We start from the raw sequence: 18,838 nt of genomic DNA on the forward strand, positions 1-18,838 counted from the left end.
GGCCGCCGGCGGCCGGGTCTCGGTCTCCTTCACCCCCACGCTGGCACCGATGCCCCGCGGGATCCTCGCCACCTGTTCCGCGAAGGCCGTCCCCGGCACCACGGCGGAGAGCGTGCGCGCCGCGTACGAGAAGGCGTACGCCGACGAGCCGTTCGTCCACCTGCTGCCCGAGGGCCAGTGGCCCGCCACGGCGGCCGTGTACGGCTCCAACGCGGTGCAGGTGCAGGTCGCGTACGACGCCGCCGCCGGACGGATCATCGCCATCAGCGCGATCGACAACCTCACCAAGGGCACCGCCGGCGGCGCGGTGCAGAGCATGAACATCGCCCTCGGTCTCGACGAGACCCTCGGCCTTTCCACGATCGGAGTCGCACCGTGAGTGTCACGGCCGCACAGGGATTCACCGCCGCGGGCATCGCCGCGGGCATCAAGGCGAACGGCAACCCGGACCTGGCCCTCGTGGTCAACCACGGGCCCAGCCGGGCCGCGGCGGGGGTCTTCACCTCCAACCGGGTGCAGGCCGCGCCCGTCCGGTGGTCCCGGGAGGTCCTGGCCGGCGGCACCGTCGGCGCGGTCGTCCTCAACTCCGGCGGCGCCAACGCCTGCACCGGCCCCCAGGGCTTCCAGGACACGACGGCCACCGCCGAGAAGGCGGCCGCCGTCCTCGGCGACGGGCACACGGCCGACCGGATCGCGGTGGCCTCCACCGGCCTGATCGGCGTACCGCTGCCGATGGACCGGCTGCTGCCCGGCATCGAGCAGGCCGCCGCGGCGCTGTCCGACGACGGCGGCGAGGCGGCCGCCATCGCCATCAAGACCACCGACAGCGTCCACAAGACGGCGGTCACCACCCGCGCGGGCTGGACCGTCGGCGGCATGGCCAAGGGCGCCGGCATGCTCGCTCCCGGCCTCGCCACCATGCTCGTGGTCCTCACCACGGACGCCGACGTCGACATCGTGGACCTCGACCGGGCCCTGCGCGCCGCGACCCGCAAGACCTTCGACCGCGTCGACTCCGACGGCTGCATGTCGACCAACGACACCGTGCTGCTGCTCGCCTCCGGCGCCGCCCGGGTCACCCCGCAGTACGAGGAGTTCGCCGACGCCGTACGGGCCGTCTGCGACGACCTCGCCCGGCAGCTCATCGGCGACGCCGAGGGCTCCAGCAAGGACATCCGCATCGAGGTGATCGGCGCCGCCACCGAGGAGGACGCCGTCGAGGTCGGCCGCTCGATCGCCCGCAACAACCTGCTCAAGTGCGCCATCCACGGCGAGGACCCCAACTGGGGCCGCGTCCTGTCCGCCATCGGCACCACCAAGGCCGCGTTCGAGGCCGACCGCCTCAACGTCGCCATCAACGGCGTCTGGGTCTGCAAGGACGGCTCCGTCGGTGAACCCCGCGAGCTGGTCGGCATGGCCGGCCGCGAGGTCCGCATCACCGCCGACCTCGCCGCCGGCACCGAGTCCGCCGTCATCTGGGCCAACGACCTGACCGCCGAATACGTCCACGAGAACAGCGAGTACGCCTCATGAGCGCTTCTCCGACTGCTCAACAAGCCGATCCCGTCCCTGCCGGCCCCACCGGCACCCGCCTCGGCCCGTCCGGCCGCCTCGCCGCGCTCCCCAAGGCGCACGCCCTCATCGAGGCGCTCCCCTGGATCGCCCGCAACCAGGGCAAGACCGTCGTCATCAAGTTCGGCGGCAACGCCATGGTCGACGACGACCTGAAGGCCGCCTTCGCCCAGGACGTCCTCTTCCTGCGGCACGCCGGCCTCAACCCGGTGGTGGTGCACGGCGGCGGCCCGCAGATCAGCGCCCAGCTGCGCCGCCTGGGCCTGGAGTCCCGCTTCAAGGGCGGCCTGCGGGTCACCTGCGACGAGACCATGGACGTCGTACGGATGGTGCTCGCCGGACAGGTCCAGCGCGAACTCGTCGGACTGCTCAACCAGCACGGCCCGCACGCCGTCGGCATGACCGGCGAGGACGCCCGCCTCATGACCGCCGTCAAGCACTACGCCGAGATCGACGGCGAGCCCGTCGACATCGGCCGCGTCGGCGAGGTCTCCGACGTCGACGCGGGGGTCGTCCAGGCCCTCATCGACGACGGCCGGATCCCCGTCATCTCCTCCATCGCCCGGCCCGAGGACGACAAGGACGCCGCCGGCGGCGGCGTGCTCAACGTCAACGCCGACACCGCCGCCGCGGCCCTCGCCGCCGCCCTCGGCGCCGAAGCGCTGCTGATCCTCACCGACGTCGAAGGCCTGTACGCGAACTGGCCGCACAGCGACGAAGTGATCCCCCGGCTCACCGCCGGCGAACTGGCCGCGCTGCTCCCCGGGCTGGCCTCCGGGATGATCCCCAAGATGGAAGGCTGCCTGCACGCCGTCACCAACGGGGTGCGCAGCGCCCGCGTCATCGACGGCCGGATCAGGCACTCCATCCTCCTCCAGATCTTCACCGACGAAGGCGCCGGCACGGTGGTCGTGCCGGACGACGAGCCGAGCTTTGAAGGAGTCACGGCATGAGCGAGGGCACGGACGTCACGGCAGCCGGCAACACGGCGCTGACCCGCCGCTGGCAGGGCGTCATGGCGGACAACTTCGGCACCCCCCGGCTGCCGCTGGTCCGCGGCGAAGGCACCCGCGTCTGGGACGCCGAGGGCAACGAATACCTCGACTTCCTCGGCGGCATCGCCGTCAACTCCCTCGGCCACGCGCACCCCGCCGTCGTCCGGGCCGTCTCCGGGCAGGTCGCCTCCCTCGGCCACGTCTCCAACCTCTTCATGGCCGAGCCGACCGTGCACCTCGCCGAACGCCTGGTGCAGCTCACCGGCCGCCCCGGCCGCGTCTACTTCTCCAACTCCGGCGCCGAGGCCAACGAAGCCGCCTTCAAGATCGGCCGGCTCACCGGCCGCCCCCACACGGTCTCCGCCGTCGGCGGCTTCCACGGCCGCACCATGGGCGCCCTCGCCCTCACCGGCCAGCCCGCCAAGCAGCGCCCCTTCCACCCGCTGCCGGCCGGCGTCACCCACGTCCCGTACGGGGACACCGACGCGCTGCGCGCCGCCGTCACCGAGGACACCGCGCTGCTCGTGCTGGAACCCGTACAGGGCGAGAACGGCGTGATCGTGCCGCCGCCCGGCTACCTGCGGGCCGCCCGCGAGATCACCGCGGCCACCGGCACCCTGCTCGTCCTCGACGAGATCCAGACGGGCATCGGCCGCACCGGCCACTGGTTCGCCGGCCAGGCCGAGGGCGTCGACGCCGACGTGATCACCCTCGCCAAGGGCCTCGGCGGCGGCCTGCCGATCGGCGCCACCCTGGTGTTCGGCCCGGCCGCCGACCTGCTCACGCCCGGCAGCCACGGCTCCACGTTCAGCGGCAACCCGGTGGTCTGCGCGGCCGCCCTCGCCGTCCTCGACACCATCGAGCAGGCCGGCCTCCTCGACCACGTCACCTGGACCGGGGAGCGGCTGCGCCGCGGCGTCACGGGCCTCGACCACCCGCTGGTCCGCGAGGTCCGCGGCACCGGCCTGCTGCTGGGCATCGCCCTCGCCGCCCCGTTCGCCGCCGAGGTCCAGCAGGCCGCCCAGAACCACGGCCTGCTGGTCAACGCGGTCACGGCCGACACCATCCGCCTCGCCCCGCCGCTGACCGTCTCCGACCGCGAGGTGAGCGCCTTCCTCACCCGCTTCGCGGCCGCCCTGGAAGAGGTCCACACCGCCCAGCTCGTCGCGGCCTGACCCCCGCACGCACGACACCGCCGCCGGGATCCCCGAGGATCCCGGCGGCGGTGTGCATCGTCCCGCCCCGTCCCGCCCCGTTCCGTCCGTCTCCGGACCCGGCGGACGGGATGCGGGTCAGACGGCGGAGGAGCCGGCCGCCACCCGGCCCTCGCCGGCGGCCGTGAGCTGCTCGAAGCGGGCCAGGAGACGGCTCTGCTCCTGCTGGAGGACCTCGATGCGGCGGTGCAGGCGGGCCATCTCGTCCGCGAGGGGCAGCGGGGACACGGGCAGCGGACGGGGGGTCAGCGAGGGGTCGTGGTGGAGGACGGCCTCCATCAGGCCGCGGAGGGCCGGACCCGGTTCCACGCCCAGGTCCCGGACCATGCGGGTGCGGGCCCGCTCGTAGACGCCGAGGGCCTCCGCCTGCCGGCCCGAGCGGTAGAACGCGACCATCAGCAGGTCGTAGAACCGCTCCCGCACCGGGTGGTCGCAGGTCAGCTCCACCAGCTCGCCGATGATCTCGCCGTGCCGCCCGGTGCGCAGGTACGCGTCGTACAGCATCTCCAGGGCCGTCAGCCGGAGTTCCTCCAGCTGGGCCGCCCGGCCGCCGCAGATGTCCCCGAGCACGCTGCCCTCCAGCGCCGCGCCGCGCCACAGCGACAGCCCCCGGCGCAGCAGTTCGCCCGCGTGCTCCGGGTCGCGCGGCAGGACCCGCCGGGCCTCCTCGGCCAGCGCCTGGAAGCGCGCCGCGTCCGTCTCCACGGTCGCCGGCCGCAGGCTGTAGCCGTGCGAGGTCGTCGTGATCCACGGGTGCGGCTTCGCCGGCTCCGGACCCTCCCCGGCGGGCTCCGCGCCCGCCAGCAGCCGGCGCAGCCGGGCCACGTGCACCTGGAGCGCGTTGTCCGCGTTCGCCGGCGGGTGCTCGCCCCACAGCTCGTCGATGAGCCGGGGCACGGACACGTGCTGCCCGGCCTTCACCACCAGCGCGCCCAGCAGCGCCCGCTGCTTCGCCCCGGTGGGCAGGATCCGCAGACCCGTCCGTTCGTCCTGGACCTCCACGAGACCGAGAATGCGGAACTGCATCTCATCCCCTCACAGGCTGGCTCTGCCGTCGGTCGGTTGCGGGAATCGGGGCGGCCGGGCGGCGCGCCGCAGGGTCAGGAGGACCGCGTCGCGGCGAGCGCGTCGAGGGCGGCGGCGACGTCCTGCTCGATCTGCCGCAGCACCGGCGGGGTGTCCTCCACGAAGTAGAAGTGGCCGCCGGCGAAGACCCGCAGGCCCAGGAAGTGCTCGGTCTGCTCCGCCCAGCCCGCCAGCCGGGCCGGCGTGGCCGCGTGGTCCCCGGCGCCCGCGAACGCGGACAGCGGCACCGGCAGCGGGCCGGCGTCCGGATCCGGGCGCCAGTTCTCCACCAGGCCGAGGTCCGCCCGGATCACCGGCTCGAACACCGCCCACAGGTCGGGGTCGTCGAAGACCTCGTCGGGCGTGCCGCCGAGCAGCTTCAGCCGCGTGCGCAGCTGCGCCTCGGGCAGCGAGTGGTACGGGCTGGCCGGCCCCGCCGGCTGCGGCGGGGTGCGGGCGGAGACCCCGAGCCACACCGGCAGCGGCAGGCCCCGGTCCACGATGCGACGGGTGATCTCGTAGGCGACCAGTGCTCCCATGCTGTGCCCGAAGAACGCGTACGGGCAGGTCAGATCGGGCTCGATGGTGCGCAGCAGGTGGTCGGCGAGGCGGCCCGCTTCGGGGATCTGCGGCTGGTCGAGGAGGAGGCCGTGGCCCGGGGCGTCCAGCAGCCGTACGTCCCACGCGGCCGGCAGTTCCTGCGGCCAGCCGCGGTACGGCAGGTGGGAGCCGCCCGCGTGGTGCAGGACGAACAGGCGCAGGGCGGGCCGGGTGCTGTCCATCTCTCTCCCTCGGATCGGGTCGCGCATCCCCGGACCATAGAACGGGCCGCGGCCGCCCGGGACCGTCCCCCAGGCCGGCTCCACCGCGCCTGTGGCGGTTCTCGAGCGGCGCTCGTGCGGGCCGCCGGCCGGGTCCGGCCCCGGGCCGCCCGGCGGGGCCGCGCACCGCCGGGAGCAGGGCGCGGGCGGGCCCGCGGGCATGGCCGAAACCTTGCGTCCGGGACCGGACCGCGGCCCGAGCGCCCTTCGAGCGGTCCTCCACCGCCAGGTGCCCGGACCCCGCCCGCGGCCGCCCCGAGGCACCCCGGAGCGCAGCTGGAGCCCGGCCGTCCGGCCGCCGCATTCCCGATGGACGGCGGGTGTGCGACGGCCGCATTCCCGATGGACACCGCTGGTCGGGCGGCCGGGCCGGCGGCCGCGCCGCATGCCGGATTCCGCCCGTCGTCCGCCGGTTCGAGTGGATCTTGACCGTGTCTCAAAAGGGGCCTGCCTACAGTGGGCGGCGGGTCGGCCACCAGCACAGCGGTCAGCCAAGCCCGTACGACGCCAGGCCCGGCCCAGAAGGCCAGGGTCCCCCGCGGACGCTCACATCCGGAGCGGCCGCGGACGGGCCGGTCGGCTGCCGTTCGTCCGCATCCCAAGGACGCGGGGCAGCCGATCACCCAGGACCCGGGGGTACGGAGGGACCCGGCGGGGTGCAGGTCCGGAAGGGGGCGCACGGGAGCGCGTCCCGCCACCGGACGGCCCCGGCCGACCGTCCCCGCCGCACCGCGGTGCCTGCCCGGCGTCATTCCCATCCCGAGTCACCCCGTAGCTAAGGACGGTGCCCGTGAGCACGAACCCCTTCGACGACCAGGACGGCCGCTTCTACGTGGTGGTCAACGACGAGGACCAGCACTCGCTGTGGCCGGTCTTCGTCGAGGTCCCCGCCGGCTGGCGCGTCGTCTTCGGCGAGGCGGCCCGGGCCGAGTGCCTGGAGTACGTCGAGGCCAACTGGACGGACCTGCGTCCCAAGACCCTGCGCGAGGCCATGGCCGCGCAGTGACCGTACGACAGTGACCGCCGCCCGGGCGCCCGGTCGTCACGACCGGTGCGCGGCCGGGCAGACACTCTGAGTTGGGGGATGAAGATTGTGAGCGGCGCTGTCAGGACCGCGAGCAGGCACAGGGCGCGGCCGTCGGGCACCGGCGGGCCCGCGCAACACGACATGGTCCAGTCATTCGTGGGCGCGCAGGCCACCGTGCAGAAGTCGGGGATGATCCTCCCCGACAACCTGCCCGAGCGGTCCTGGGAGCAGATCGGCTGCAACCTGCGCGAGCTCGTCAACTCCTCGGCGTGGTGGATCGCCGACTGGGTGAAGTACGGGGAGACCACCTACGGGTGGCGCCGCTACAAGGAGGCCATCGAGCGCACCGGCCTCGACTACCAGACCCTGCGCAACTACGCGTGGGTGGCCCGCCGGTTCGAGCACCACCGCAGGCGGGACGCCCTCAGCTTCGCCCACCACGCCGAGGTGGCCCGCCTCTCGCCCCCCGAGCAGGACTACTGGCTGCGCAAGGCCGAGCAGCAGAAGTGGTCGCGCAACGAACTCCGCAGGTCGGTCCGTGCCAGCCTGGCGGTCCAGAGCGACACGGCCGAACCGCCCGCCGGCGGCGAAGAGCCGGGCGTGACCGGCATGGCCGGCTCGGCGGCCGCCGAGAAGCGCCGCCAGAAGGTCACCAAGCTCACGATCGAGCTGTCCGCCGGCCAGCTGGAGCACCTCTCGAAGGCGGCTGCCGCGCACGGCCTGTCCGTCGACGCATGGGTGGCCCAGGTCCTCGAGACCGCCGACCGGCAGTCCGCCGAGCAGCCCGCCGACCGTCCGGCCGCCGACCGGCAGCCCGCCGCCCAGGCCGTGAGCTAGCCCCGGCAGCCTCTGCAGGCCCGGCAGCCCCGCGGCACGGTCCCGGGCCCGGGCCCCTCCGGCGCGCACCGCCCGTACGCCCCGGCCGGCACCGGCATGCCCGGTGCCCGCCGGCGGCCCGTCCGACCGGACACCTCTTACATCGGAGTCAGTTGATGATCCTTCAGGGAAAGCGGGTCGACCTGCCCGCGGCACCCGTCGTCCACCAGCGGTTCGAGGCGCACGCCGCGGCCACCCCCGACGCCGTCGCCGTCTTCTGGGCCGGCCAGGAGGTGACGTACGCGGAGCTGAACGCGAAGGCGAACCGTTTCGCCCAGTTCCTCTTCGCCCGCGGAATCGGCCGGGGCGCGAAGGTCGGCGTCTGCCTCGACTACTCGACCGACATGCTCGTCGCGATCCTCGGCACGCTGAAGGCCGGCGCGGCGTACGTGCCGTTCGACCCGGCGTACCCGTCGGCCCGCCTCCAGCTGCTGCTGGGCCAGGTGCCCGACCTCGCCCTGATCGTGGCCTCCCCGGCCACCGCCGGCATGGTCGAGACGGCGGACGCCGAGATCGTCGACCTCCAGGAGATGGCCGGGCAGCTGGAGAACCTGCCGGCGACCGCCCCCGACGTCACCGTCACCGGCGACGACATCTGCTACGCGGTCTTCACGTCCGGCTCGACCGGCACGCCGAAGCTCACCGCCGTGCGCCACGAGGGCTGGTTCAACCTCATGAACTGGCTGACCCTCGAATACGGCCTGCACAGCGGCTCGAACCACCTCGTGGTCAGCGCGTTCGGCTTCGACCTCTCGCAGCGCAGCCTGATGACGCCGCTGTTCTGCGGCGCCACCCAGAACCTGATGGCCAGCCGCAACTTCGACGCGATGATGGCCTACCGGATGCTGACCGAGCGCGGCATCCGCGTGGTGCACTGCGCCTCCAGCACCCTCTACCTGCTGATCGACTGGGAGAACGCCCGCCGCGGCGACGCGCTCACCCGCCTCGACTACGTCCTCTTCGGCGGCGAGGCCCTCAAGGTCGAGCGGCTCCTCGAGTGGCAGGCCCGCGAGGGCAACACCTGCACCCTGCTGCACCAGTACGGCGTCGCCGAGTGCACCGACGTCGCCACCTCGTACGACCTCGGCGCCTACCGCACCGGCGAGCACCCGGTGCCGCCGGTCGGCACCCCGGCGTACAACACCGACATCCACCTCCTCGACGAGGAGCTGCGCCACGTCGCGGCCGGCGAGCAGGGCGAGATCTGCATCGCGGGCGCCAGCGTCGGCAAGGGCTACCTCAACAACGGCCCCGAGAACGCCAAGTTCACGACCATCGAGGTCGACGGGCAGCCGCTGCGCGTCTACCGCACCGGCGACCGCGGCCACGTCAACGAGGCCGGCGAGCTGGTCGTCCTCGGCCGCATCGACGCCCAGGTGAAGGTGCGCGGCATGCGCATCGACCCCACCGACATCGAGCGCGCGCTGGCCCGCCTCGACGGAGTCCGCGAGGCCGCCGTGGCCATCGCGTACACCGAGGCCGGCGAGGCCGAGCTGATCGCGTTCACCGTCCCGGCCGGGGCCGACCTGGCCGCGGACGCCCTGCGCAGCGGCCTCCTGGAGACCCTGCCGCGGAACATGGTGCCCGCCCACTTCGTGAACGTGCCGCGGCTCCCGCTGAGCCCGCACGGGAAGGTCGACCGCGTCGCGCTGGTCGACGCCCACCGGAAGCAGAACGCCGCCGGCGGCCTCGCCGCCTGACCCGGGCGCATTCCGGAAACCGGCGCATCCCCAAAACCCGGCGAATTCACCGGACAAACGAGAGAGCTGTGATGACGACTGTCGAGAGCGTGCGCGCCATTTGGTGCCGGGAACTCCAGGCCGAGGACATTTCCGTCGACGACGACTTCTTCGCCCTGGGCGGCCAGTCCCTGATCATGGTCAAGATCCAGGGGGCCTTCCTGGACGAGCTGGGCGTCGAGGTCCCGATGGACCAGATGTTCCTCAACTCCACGGTGGCGTCGATCTCGGCGTACATCGACTCCCAGGCCGTCCGGGCCGCCTGACCCGGTCCGGCCCCGGCCGTCCCCGCCGGCGGACGCGTCGCCGTGTCTCGCCGGCGGGACACGGCGCGGCGGAGGGTTTCCGCTGTCGCCGGTCCTGTTCATCCCGCAATTGCGGGTCGCTAGCATCGAATTCATGCCGGTTCGCGGAATGTGATTCCGCGTCGCAGGCCCTCCCCGAAATACCCCTGGCTCATCCGGTTGCGGCTGCGCTGAGGCAAAAACATCAACTGTCAAGAAAGGCGTAGGCGCCATGTACGACGTGATTGTCATCGGTGCCCGTTGTGCGGGTTCGCCGACGGCCATGCTCTTCGCGCGGCAGGGATACCGCGTCCTCCTCCTGGAGAAGGCGCGCTTCCCGCAGGACACCCTGTCCTCGCACTACCTGCACATGCAGGGCGTGTCGCTGCTCAACCGCTGGGGTCTGCTGGACAAGATCCGCAACGCCGGCTGCAAGCCCATCACCAAGCAGGTCTACGAGGGTCCCGGCGTCCGCATCGAGGGCTTCTCGCTGCCGATGGACGGCCTCACCGAGACGTACGCCCCGCGGCGCTACGTCCTGGACCCGCTGCTCGCCGAGGGCGCGGTCGAGGCCGGCGTGGACTTCCAGCAGGGCTGCGCCGTCAACGACCTGCTGTGGGAGGACGACCGCGTGGTCGGCGTCCGCTACACGACCCCCGGCGGCGGCGAGGCGACCGAGCGCGCCCGCCTGGTCGTCGGCGCCGACGGCATGCGCTCGCTGGTCGCCCGCAAGGCCGGCGCCGAGTACACCATCGAGCACGCCCGCCAGACCTGCACGTACTACAGCTACTGGTCCGGCGTCCCGTCGGACTTCGAGCTGTACGAGCGGCCGGGCCGCTGGATCGGCGTGCTGCCGACCAACAACGACCTCACCCTGCTCATGGCCTACTTCCCGCAGGCCGACTTCGGCGCCGTCCGCAAGGCCGTCGAGCCCGCCTACCTCGACGCGTTCCGCACCACCGCGCCCGAGCTGTGGGAGCGCATGCAGGAAGGCGAGCGCGTCGAGCAGCTCTACGGCACCGGCCACCAGGACAACTACTTCCGCAAGGCCTACGGCCCCGGCTGGGCGCTCGTCGGCGACGCGGTCAACCACAAGGACTCCATCACCGCCCGCGGCATCACGGAGGCCTTCGTCCAGGCGCAGAACCTCACCGAGTACATCGGCCAGGACCTGCACGACGACGACAAGCTCAAGTCGGCCCTGCGCCGCTACGAGAACGAGCTGGGCAACGAGGCGCTGCACCACTACCAGGGCGCCCTCAACGTGGCCGAGCTCAAGCCCGAGGGCCGCGTCGACATGCTCAAGAAGCTGGTCGGCCACCAGGAGCACATCGACCGCTACTTCTCGACGCTGTCGGGCGCCTGCTCCATCGACGACTTCTACAACGACGAACTCCTGACCCTGCTCGACCAGAGCTGAGTCCGACCCCCCTGCCGCTCACTGGTTTTGCCGATTTTGGAGAGAAAATGATCCCGTTGTCGTTCGCGCAGCGCCGGCTGTGGTTCGTGGACCGGTTCGAAGGCCCTTCGCCGACCTACAACGGCGCTTTTTCCCTGCGGCTGACCGGTGAGCTGAACACGGGGGCGCTGGAAGCGGCGCTCCGCGACGTCACCGAGCGGCACGAGGTGCTCCGCACGGTGATCGTCGAGGACGAGACCGGCGTCCCGCACCAGGTGGTGCGGGAGCCGGGCGAGCACCCGATCACGCTGCCGCTGCACGAGGTCACCCCCGAGGACCGGGCCGCGGCCGTCGACCGGGCCGCCAAGGACACCTTCGACCTGGCCAACGACGCGCCGATCCGCGCCACGCTGCTGCGCTCCGGCGACCTCGACCACACCCTCGTGCTCGTGGTCCACCACATCGCGCTCGACGGCGAGTCCCTGGGCCCGCTGCTGCGCGACCTCACCGAGGCGTACACCGCGCGCCTCGCCGGCAACGCCCCCGTGTGGGAGCCGCTGCCGGTCCAGTACGCCGACTACACCCTGTGGCAGCAGGACGTGCTCGGCGACGAGTCCGACCCGGACAGCCTCGCCGCCCGCCAGCTGGCGTACTGGCGCGAGGCCCTGGCCGACATGGCGCAGCCGCTGGCGCTGCCCACGGACCGGCCGCGCCCGCAGCGCACCAGCCCCGACGGCGGCCTGGTCAAGTTCCCGATCGAGCCGGAGCTGCTGGCCGCGGTCGAGAAGCTGGCCGCCGAGCGGGACATCACCGTCTCCATGGTCATGCAGTCGGCGCTGGCGGTGCTGCTGCACCACCTCGGCTGCGGCGACGACGTGCCGCTCGGCGCGCCGATCGCGGGCCGCACCGACGAGGAACTGCGCGACCTCGTCGGCTTCTTCGTCAACACCTGGGTGCTGCGCGTCGACCTGTCCGGCAACCCGACCTTCCTGCAGCTGCTGGACCGGGTCCGGGACCGCGCACTGGCCGCGTACGACAACCAGGACATGCCGTTCGAGCGGCTCGTCGAGCTGCTCAACCCGGACCGGTCCATCGCCTACCACCCGTTCTTCCAGGTGATGCTGGCCTGGCAGGAGCCGCTGGGGCACCTGGAGTTCGCGGGCCTGGGCGTCGAGTCCGAGACGCTGGAGACCGGCACCGCCAAGTTCGACCTGTTCTTCAACATGATCCCGGACGCCACCGGCGGCGCCGGCGTCCGCCTGGAGTACGCCACCGACCTGTTCGACCAGGGCACCGTCGAGACCCTGGCCGCCCGGTTCGTGCGCGTCCTGGACCAGCTCGTCGCCGACTCCGGCCGCGCGATCGGCGGCCTCGACGTCCTCGACGACGCCGAGCGCACCCTGCTGCTCGACACCTTCAACGACAGCGCCGCCGAGGCGGCCGAGCTGACCGTCCCCGAGCTGTTCGAGGCCCAGGCGGCCCGCACCCCGGACGCCCCGGCCCTGCTCTGCGACGGCCGCACCCTGACCTACCGCGAGCTGGACGAGCGCGCCGACGCCGTCGCCTGGGAGCTGATCCGCCGCGGCGCCGGCCCCGAGGACCTCGTCGTCCTCGCGCTGCCGCGCACCGAGCAGCTCGTCGCGAGCCTGCTGGGCATCCTCAAGTCCGGCGCCGGCTACGTGCCGATGGACCCGCAGTACCTCGCGGGCCGCGCCGAGACCGTGCTGGCCGAGGCCCGCCCGCGGTTCGTCGTCACCGACACCGCCACGGCCGCCGAGCTCCCGGCGCACGACATGACCGTCGTCGACACCGACCTGCGCGCCGACTGGCAGCCCGCCGCCGGCACCCCGGACGACGCCGCCCGCACCGCCCCGCTCCGCCCGGACAACCTCGCGTACGTCATGTACACCTCGGGCTCCACCGGCAAGCCGAAGGGCGCCGCGATCAGCCACCGCAACGTCGTCAACGGCGTGCAGCAGCTGGTCGGCGTCCTCGACGCCGAGCCCGGCTGGAAGATGCTCGCGGGCACCTCCGTCAACTTCGACGTCTCCGTCTTCGAGCTGCTGACCACCCTGTCCACCGGCGGCACCGCCGAGCTCGTTCCCAACGCGCTGGCGCTCGCCGAGCGCGACGCCTGGGACGGCCAGGTCGTCAGCGGCGTCCCGTCGGTCCTCGGCGAGCTGGTCGCGCACCTCGACAAGGCGCCCGCCGTCCGCACCGTCGTCTTCGCCGGCGACGTCCTCCCCGCCCGCCTGGTCCGCCAGGTCCGCGAGGCGCTGCCGGACGCGCAGATCGTCAACTCGTACGGCCAGAGCGAGAGCTTCTACGCCACCACCTTCTCCCTCGGCGCCGGCCAGGAGTGGACCGACGCAGAGGTCGCGCCCATCGGCACCCCGCTCGGCAACATGCGCGCCTACGTGCTCGGCCCGGGCCTCGCCCCGGTGCCGCAGGGCGTCATCGGCGAGCTGTATGTCGTCGGCACCTGCCTCGGCCGCGGCTACCACGGCCGCCCCGGCCTCACCGCCGAGCGCTACGTCGCCAGCCCGTTCGCCGCCGGCGAGCGCATGTACCGCACCGGCGACCTGGCGCGCTGGAACGCCGACGGCCGCCTGGAGTGCGTCGGCCGCGGCGACGGCCAGGTCAAGGTCCGCGGCTTCCGCATCGAGACCGCCGAGGTCGAGGCGGCCTGCACCGCCCACCCCGGCATCAGCGAGGCCGTCGTCATCGGCCGCGAGGTCGCGGGCTCCGGCAAGAAGCTCATCGCCTACGTCGTCCACACCGGCGAAGGGGCCGTCGGCGACGACGGCGCCGGCGGCATCGGCGACGTCGACGTGCAGGCCGGCGCCTCGGCCGCCGAGCTCCGCAAGTTCGTCGCGGCCCGGCTGCCCGACTACATGGTCCCGTCGGCCTTCGTGGCCGTCAGCAAGCTGCCGCTCGGCCCGACCGGCAAGCTGGACCGCGCCGCGCTGCCCGAGCCCGAGTTCCTCGGCGAGGCCTACCGCGAGCCCCGCACCGAGGCCGAGAAGATCATCACGGCGGCCTACGCGGACGTCCTCGGCGTCGACCGGGTCGGCATCGACGACGACTTCTTCGCCGTCGGCGGCGACAGCCTCCGCTCGATCCAGGTCGTGGCCCGCACCCGCAGCCGCGGTCTAAACGTCACCACCCGCGAGATCTTCGAGTGCCGCACCGCGGCCCGGCTGGCCGAGGTGGCCGCCGACCGCCGCGACCAGGTGCCCGCCCTCGAGGAGCTCGACGGCGGCGGCGTCGGCCCGATGGCCCTCCAGCCGGTCGCCCAGCACGTCTTCGAGCACGGCGGCGGCATCGACCGCTTCGCCATGTCGATCGTGCTGGAACTCCCGCAGGGCATCGACGAGACCGGCCTGGCCGCCACCCTCGACGCCGTCCTCGACCGCCACGACCTGCTCCGCGCCCAGCTGGTGCGCGGCGCCGAGTCCTCCCTCGTCGTGCACCCGCAGGGCACCGTGCGGGCCGCGGAGCTGATCCGCCGGGTGCCCGTCGCCGGCTTCGACGAGGCTGCCCTCGAGACGGCGAAGACCGAACTCGACGCCGCGGCCGGCCGCCTCGACCCCGAGGCCGGCGCCCTCGCCCAGTTCGTCTGGTTCACCACCGGGTCCGGCGAGAGCCGCCTGCTGGTGGTCCTGCACCACCTCGCGATCGACGGCGTCTCCTGGCGCATCCTGATGTCGGACTTCGCCGAGGCCTGGCAGGACGTCCGCGCCGGCCGCACCCCGGAGCTGCCCGAGGTCGGCACCTCCGCCCGCCGCTGGGCCGCCGCCCTGGAGTCCGAGGCGCTGTCCCCGGAGCGCGAGGACGAGCTCGACTACTGGCGCGACGTCCTGGAGTCCCCGAACCTCCCGCTCGGCGAGCGGGCGTTCGACCCGGCCGTGGACGTCATGGCCACCCTCGACACCGTGCGCGTCCAGCTGCCCGCCGACGTCACCGAGGCCGTCCTCACCACGCTCCCGGCCGCGTTCAAGGGCACCGGCACCGACGTGCTGCTCTCCGCCCTCGCCCTCGCGGTCAACCGCTGGCGCGGCGACGAGCGCTCCACCCTGGTCCGCCTGGAGGGCCACGGCCGCGAGGAAGAGGTCGTGCCCGGCGCCGACCTGTCCCGCACCGTGGGCTGGTTCACCAGCATGTACCCGGCCAAGGTCGACGTGCAGGGCGTGGACCTCGCCGACGTCCTCGCGGGCGGCGCCGCCGCCGGCAAGGCCGTCAAGCGGGTCAAGGAGCAGCTGCGCGGCGTCCCCGACAAGGGCCTCGGCTACGGCCTGCTGCGCTGGCTGAACCCGGAGACCTCGGTCCAGCTGGAGGAGTACGCGGCCCCGCAGATCGGCTTCAACTACCTCGGCCGGATCTCCGACTCGGACGTCCCCGAGCACCTGCGCGGCCAGGGCTGGGTGCCCTCCGACTGGTCCTCCGAGCTCATCCCGATGCCCGACCCCGACCTGCCCGCGCTGTCCGCGCTGGAGGTCAACTCGGTCGTCACCGACACCGCCGAAGGCGCCCGCCTGCAGGCCGTGTTCATGTTCCCGACCGGTGTCCTCAGCCGCGAGCGGACCGCCGAACTGGCCGACCTGTGGGTCGAGGTGCTGCACGGCATGGCCGCGTACGCCGCCCGCCCGCAGATCGGCGGGCTCACCCCCTCCGACGCCCCGCTGGTCAACGTCAAGCAGGACGAGATCGACGAGTGGGAGGAGCGCTACGGCCGCCTCGTCGAGGTGTGGCCGCAGGCCCCCGGCCAGTCCGGCATCCAGTTCCAGGCCGCGCTCGCCGACGGCACCTTCGACGTCTACCACATGCAGTTCCTGCTGCACCTGACCGGCCGCGTCGAGCCGGCCCGCATGCGGGCCGCCGGGCAGGCGCTCATCGAGCGCTACCCGAACCTGCGCTCCGCGTTCGTCTCCGGTCTGGAGGGCGACCCCGTCCAGGTCGTCGCCGAGAACGTGCCCATCCCGTGGCAGCACCTCGACCTCACCGGCCTGCCCGAGGCCGAGCAGATCGCCGCCGTCGACAAGGCCCTCGCCGACGACCGCGCCGAGCAGCTCGACCCGTCCCGGCCGCCGCTGATCCGCCTGGCGCTCATCACCTGCGGGCCGCAGCAGTCGAAGCTCATCCTCACCGCCCACCACACCCTCTTCGACGGCTGGTCGTCGCCGCTGGTCATCAAGGACCTGGTGCGCCTGTACGCCGGCGACGAGGAGCTGCCGCAGGTCCGCAGCTACGGCGACTACCTGGGCTGGCTGTCCAGGCAGGACCGGGACGCCTCGGCCGCCCGCTGGAAGGACGAGCTCGCCGAGTTCGAGCAGCCGACCCTGATGGCCGCCGGCCTCACCGCGCAGGGCGAGGCCAAGGCCCTCGGCCGCGTCGAGGTCCCGCTCTCCATCGACAAGGGCCGCGAGCTGGCCCGCCGCGCCGCCGAACTCGGCGTCACCCTCAACACGCTGCTCCAGGGCGCCTGGGCGGTGCTGCTGACCAAGCTGACCGGCCAGAGCGACGTGGTGTTCGGTGCCGCCGTCAACGGCCGCCCCGCGGACCTCGTCGGCTCCGACGAGATGGTCGGCCTGTTCATCAACACCCTGCCGACCCGGGTGCGGGCCCGCGCCACCGACACCGTCGGCGCGGTCATCACCGACCTCCAGGACCGGCAGATCTCCCTGCTGGACCACCACTACTACGGGCTGGCCGACATCCAGCGCGGCGTCGGGCTCCCCTCGCTGTTCGACACCATCGTCGTCTTCGAGAACTACCCGATCGACCGCGAGGGCATCGTCGAGGCCAACGACGCCGCCGGCTTCACCATCGACGCCATCCGGCCGTTCGCCGGCTCGCACTACCCGCTCACCCTCAACTCGTCCGACCCGTACCTGCGGCTCTCCCTCGACTACCAGACCACCCTCTTCGACCGCCCCGCGGCCGAGGAGATCGCGGCCCGGCTGGTCCGGGTGCTCGACCAGGTGCTGATCGACCCGCACACCCCGGTCGGCGCCCTGGAGGTGCTCGGCGAGGAGGAGCGGACCTGGCTGCTGAAGGGCATCAACGCCACGGAGCAGCCGCTGGAGGCCGAGACCCTGCCGGGCGCCTTCGAGGCCCAGGCCGCCCGCGAGCCCGACCGCATCGCGCTCATCGGCGAGGACGAGACCCTCACCTACGGCGAGTTCAACAAGCGCGCCAACCGGCTCGCCCACTGGCTCGTCGAGCAGGGAGCCGGCCCCGAGAAGCTGGTCGCCGTGAAGATCCCGCGCTCCGTGGACCTCATGGTCGCGATCTACGCGGTGGTCAAGGCCGGCGCGGCCTACGTGCCGATCGACACCGAGCTGCCCGAGGACCGGGTCCGCCTCGTCCTCGACAGCGCCAACCCGCTGCTCGTGCTCGACGCCGGCCTCCCCGACGTCTCCGCCTACCCGGAGACGGACCCGCAGCGCGCGCTGACCCCGGACCACGCCGCGTACGCCATCTTCACCTCCGGCTCCACCGGCCGCCCCAAGGGCGTCCAGGTGGCCCACGGGGCAATCATGAACCGGCTGAAGTGGGGCCTGTCCCACTTCTCCGTCGGCACCGAGGACCGCGTCCTGCTCAGCACCACCGCCAGCTTCGACGTGTCGGTCCCCGAGATCTTCGCGCCGCTCCAGGTCGGTGCCGCCGTGGTCATCGCCCGTCCCGACGGCCGCCGCGACCCCGCGTACCTCGCCGACCTGATCCAGCGCGAGAACGTCACCGGCGCCGACTTCGTGCCCTCCCTGCTGGAGGCCTTCGTCAACGAGCCGGGCGCCAAGGAGTGCAGCAGCCTCCGCTGGATCGAGGTCGCCGGCGAGGCCTTCCCGCCCGCCCTCGCCAACCGGGTCTCCGAACTCCTGCCCGAGCTCGGCGTGCACAACCTGTACGGCCCGACCGAGGCCTCCGTCGAGGTCACCGCGTACCGGCACGTGCCGGGCGCGGACCGGGTGCCGATCGGCGCCCCGGTCTGGAACACCCAGGTGTACGTCCTCGACGCGGCGCTCCGCCCGGTCGCCCCCGGCGTCTCCGGCGAGCTGTACCTGGCCGGCACCGGCCTCGCCCGCGGCTACCTCGGCCAGACCGGACTCACCTCGACCCGGTTCGTCGCCTGCCCGTTCGGCGAGCCCGGCAGCCGGATGTACCGCACCGGCGACGTCGTCCGCTGGAACGCCGAAGGCCAGGTCGAGTACATCGGCCGGTCCGACTTCCAGGTCAAGCTCCGCGGCTTCCGCATCGAGCTCGGCGACATCGAGCAGGCCATCGCCGCCCACCCGGACGTCGAGTCCACCGTCGCCCTGGTCCGCGAGGACCGCCCCGGCGACCAGCGCCTCGTCGCCTACGTGGTGCCCGCCGCCGGCAAGGTCCCCGCCCAGCTGGACCCGGCCGCCCTGACGGACCTCGCCCGGGAGAGCCTGCCCGAGTACATGGTCCCGTCGGCGATCGTGCCGCTCGCCGAACTGCCCTCGACCCCGAGCGGCAAGCTCGACCGCAAGGCGCTGCCCGTCCCGGACCTCACCACCGAGGCCGTGGCCGGACGGGGCCCGCGCAACCAGACCGAGGAAGTCCTCTGCCGGCTGTTCGCCGAGCTGCTGGGGCTGCCGGAGATCGGCATCGACGCCGACTTCTTCGACAACGGCGGGCACTCCCTGCTCGCCACCCGGCTGACCGGCCGCATCCGCAACGAGCTCAAGGTCGACGTCAAGGTCACCACCGTCTTCCGCAGCCCGACCGTCGCCCAGCTCGCGGAAAAGCTGGCCGAGACCGGCACGTCGAACCGCCCCAGCCTGCGCCCGATGCTGCGCCCGATGAACGTGTAGTCAGGAGT

The 18,838-nt window shown here is 73.1% G+C and carries 12 protein-coding genes; 10 read left to right on the top strand and 2 right to left on the bottom strand.

Features of this window, described 5'->3' with window-relative positions:
* The 4 genes from LG634_RS26000 to LG634_RS26015 form a co-directional block, all read left to right on the top strand.
* Positions 1 to 379: Asd/ArgC dimerization domain-containing protein (locus LG634_RS26000; RefSeq protein WP_264203602.1), on the top strand; the 379-nt coding region annotated here is incomplete at its 5' end.
* Positions 376 to 1,533: a bifunctional glutamate N-acetyltransferase/amino-acid acetyltransferase ArgJ gene (gene argJ, locus LG634_RS26005; protein ID WP_226736891.1), complete on the top strand. Its 1,158-nt coding sequence runs from the start codon at positions 376 to 378 to the stop codon at positions 1,531 to 1,533. The genes LG634_RS26000 and argJ, both read left to right, overlap by 4 nt.
* Positions 1,530 to 2,525: an acetylglutamate kinase gene (gene argB / locus LG634_RS26010; RefSeq protein WP_226736893.1), complete on the top strand. Its 996-nt coding sequence runs from the start codon at positions 1,530 to 1,532 to the stop codon at positions 2,523 to 2,525. The genes argJ and argB overlap by 4 nt, the downstream gene beginning before the upstream one ends.
* On the top strand, positions 2,522 to 3,742 hold the full coding sequence (locus LG634_RS26015) for an acetylornithine transaminase (protein ID WP_226736896.1): 1,221 nt from the start codon (positions 2,522 to 2,524) through the stop codon (positions 3,740 to 3,742). Before argB ends, LG634_RS26015 begins: the two co-directional genes overlap by 4 nt.
* 117 nt (positions 3,743 to 3,859) lie before the next feature.
* Here LG634_RS26015 and LG634_RS26020 read toward each other — a convergent pair whose 3' ends face one another.
* Positions 3,860 to 4,807 (bottom strand): AfsR/SARP family transcriptional regulator, encoded by a 948-nt coding sequence (locus LG634_RS26020; protein ID WP_226736898.1) that lies wholly within the window; start codon positions 4,805 to 4,807, stop codon positions 3,860 to 3,862.
* A gap of 74 nt (positions 4,808 to 4,881) precedes the next feature.
* Positions 4,882 to 5,628, bottom strand: a complete 747-nt coding sequence (locus tag LG634_RS26025) for a thioesterase II family protein (RefSeq protein ID WP_226736900.1) — start codon at positions 5,626 to 5,628, stop codon at positions 4,882 to 4,884.
* An 829-nt stretch (positions 5,629 to 6,457) separates the two neighbouring features.
* On the opposite strand from LG634_RS26025, the gene LG634_RS26035 reads away from it, so the two are divergent.
* The 6 genes from LG634_RS26035 (at position 6,458) to LG634_RS26060 (ending at position 18,830) form a co-directional block, all read left to right on the top strand.
* Positions 6,458 to 6,673, top strand: a complete 216-nt coding sequence (locus LG634_RS26035) for an MbtH family protein (protein WP_226736902.1) — start codon at positions 6,458 to 6,460, stop codon at positions 6,671 to 6,673.
* A gap of 162 nt (positions 6,674 to 6,835) precedes the next feature.
* Positions 6,836 to 7,531, top strand: coding sequence for an LmbU family transcriptional regulator (locus tag LG634_RS26040; RefSeq protein ID WP_226736903.1), 696 nt, complete (start codon positions 6,836 to 6,838; stop codon positions 7,529 to 7,531).
* Positions 7,532 to 7,686: 155 nt separating this feature from the next.
* On the top strand, positions 7,687 to 9,270 hold the full coding sequence (locus LG634_RS26045) for an amino acid adenylation domain-containing protein (protein ID WP_226736905.1): 1,584 nt from the start codon (positions 7,687 to 7,689) through the stop codon (positions 9,268 to 9,270).
* A 71-nt stretch (positions 9,271 to 9,341) separates the two neighbouring features.
* The gene (locus tag LG634_RS26050; RefSeq protein ID WP_226736907.1) at positions 9,342 to 9,575 is read left to right on the top strand and encodes a phosphopantetheine-binding protein; all 234 of its coding nucleotides are present in this window, start codon (positions 9,342 to 9,344) and stop codon (positions 9,573 to 9,575) included.
* Positions 9,576 to 9,825: 250 nt separating this feature from the next.
* Positions 9,826 to 11,013, top strand: coding sequence for an NAD(P)/FAD-dependent oxidoreductase (locus LG634_RS26055; protein ID WP_226736908.1), 1,188 nt, complete (start codon positions 9,826 to 9,828; stop codon positions 11,011 to 11,013).
* Positions 11,014 to 11,060: 47 nt separating this feature from the next.
* Positions 11,061 to 18,830, top strand: a complete 7,770-nt coding sequence (locus tag LG634_RS26060) for a non-ribosomal peptide synthetase (protein ID WP_264203603.1) — start codon at positions 11,061 to 11,063, stop codon at positions 18,828 to 18,830.
* The last annotated feature ends 8 nt before the right edge of the window (positions 18,831 to 18,838 follow it).

This window comes from Streptomyces bambusae, assembly GCF_020532645.1.
In the GTDB taxonomy this organism is placed as follows: Bacteria; Actinomycetota; Actinomycetes; order Streptomycetales; family Streptomycetaceae; genus Streptomyces; species Streptomyces bambusae.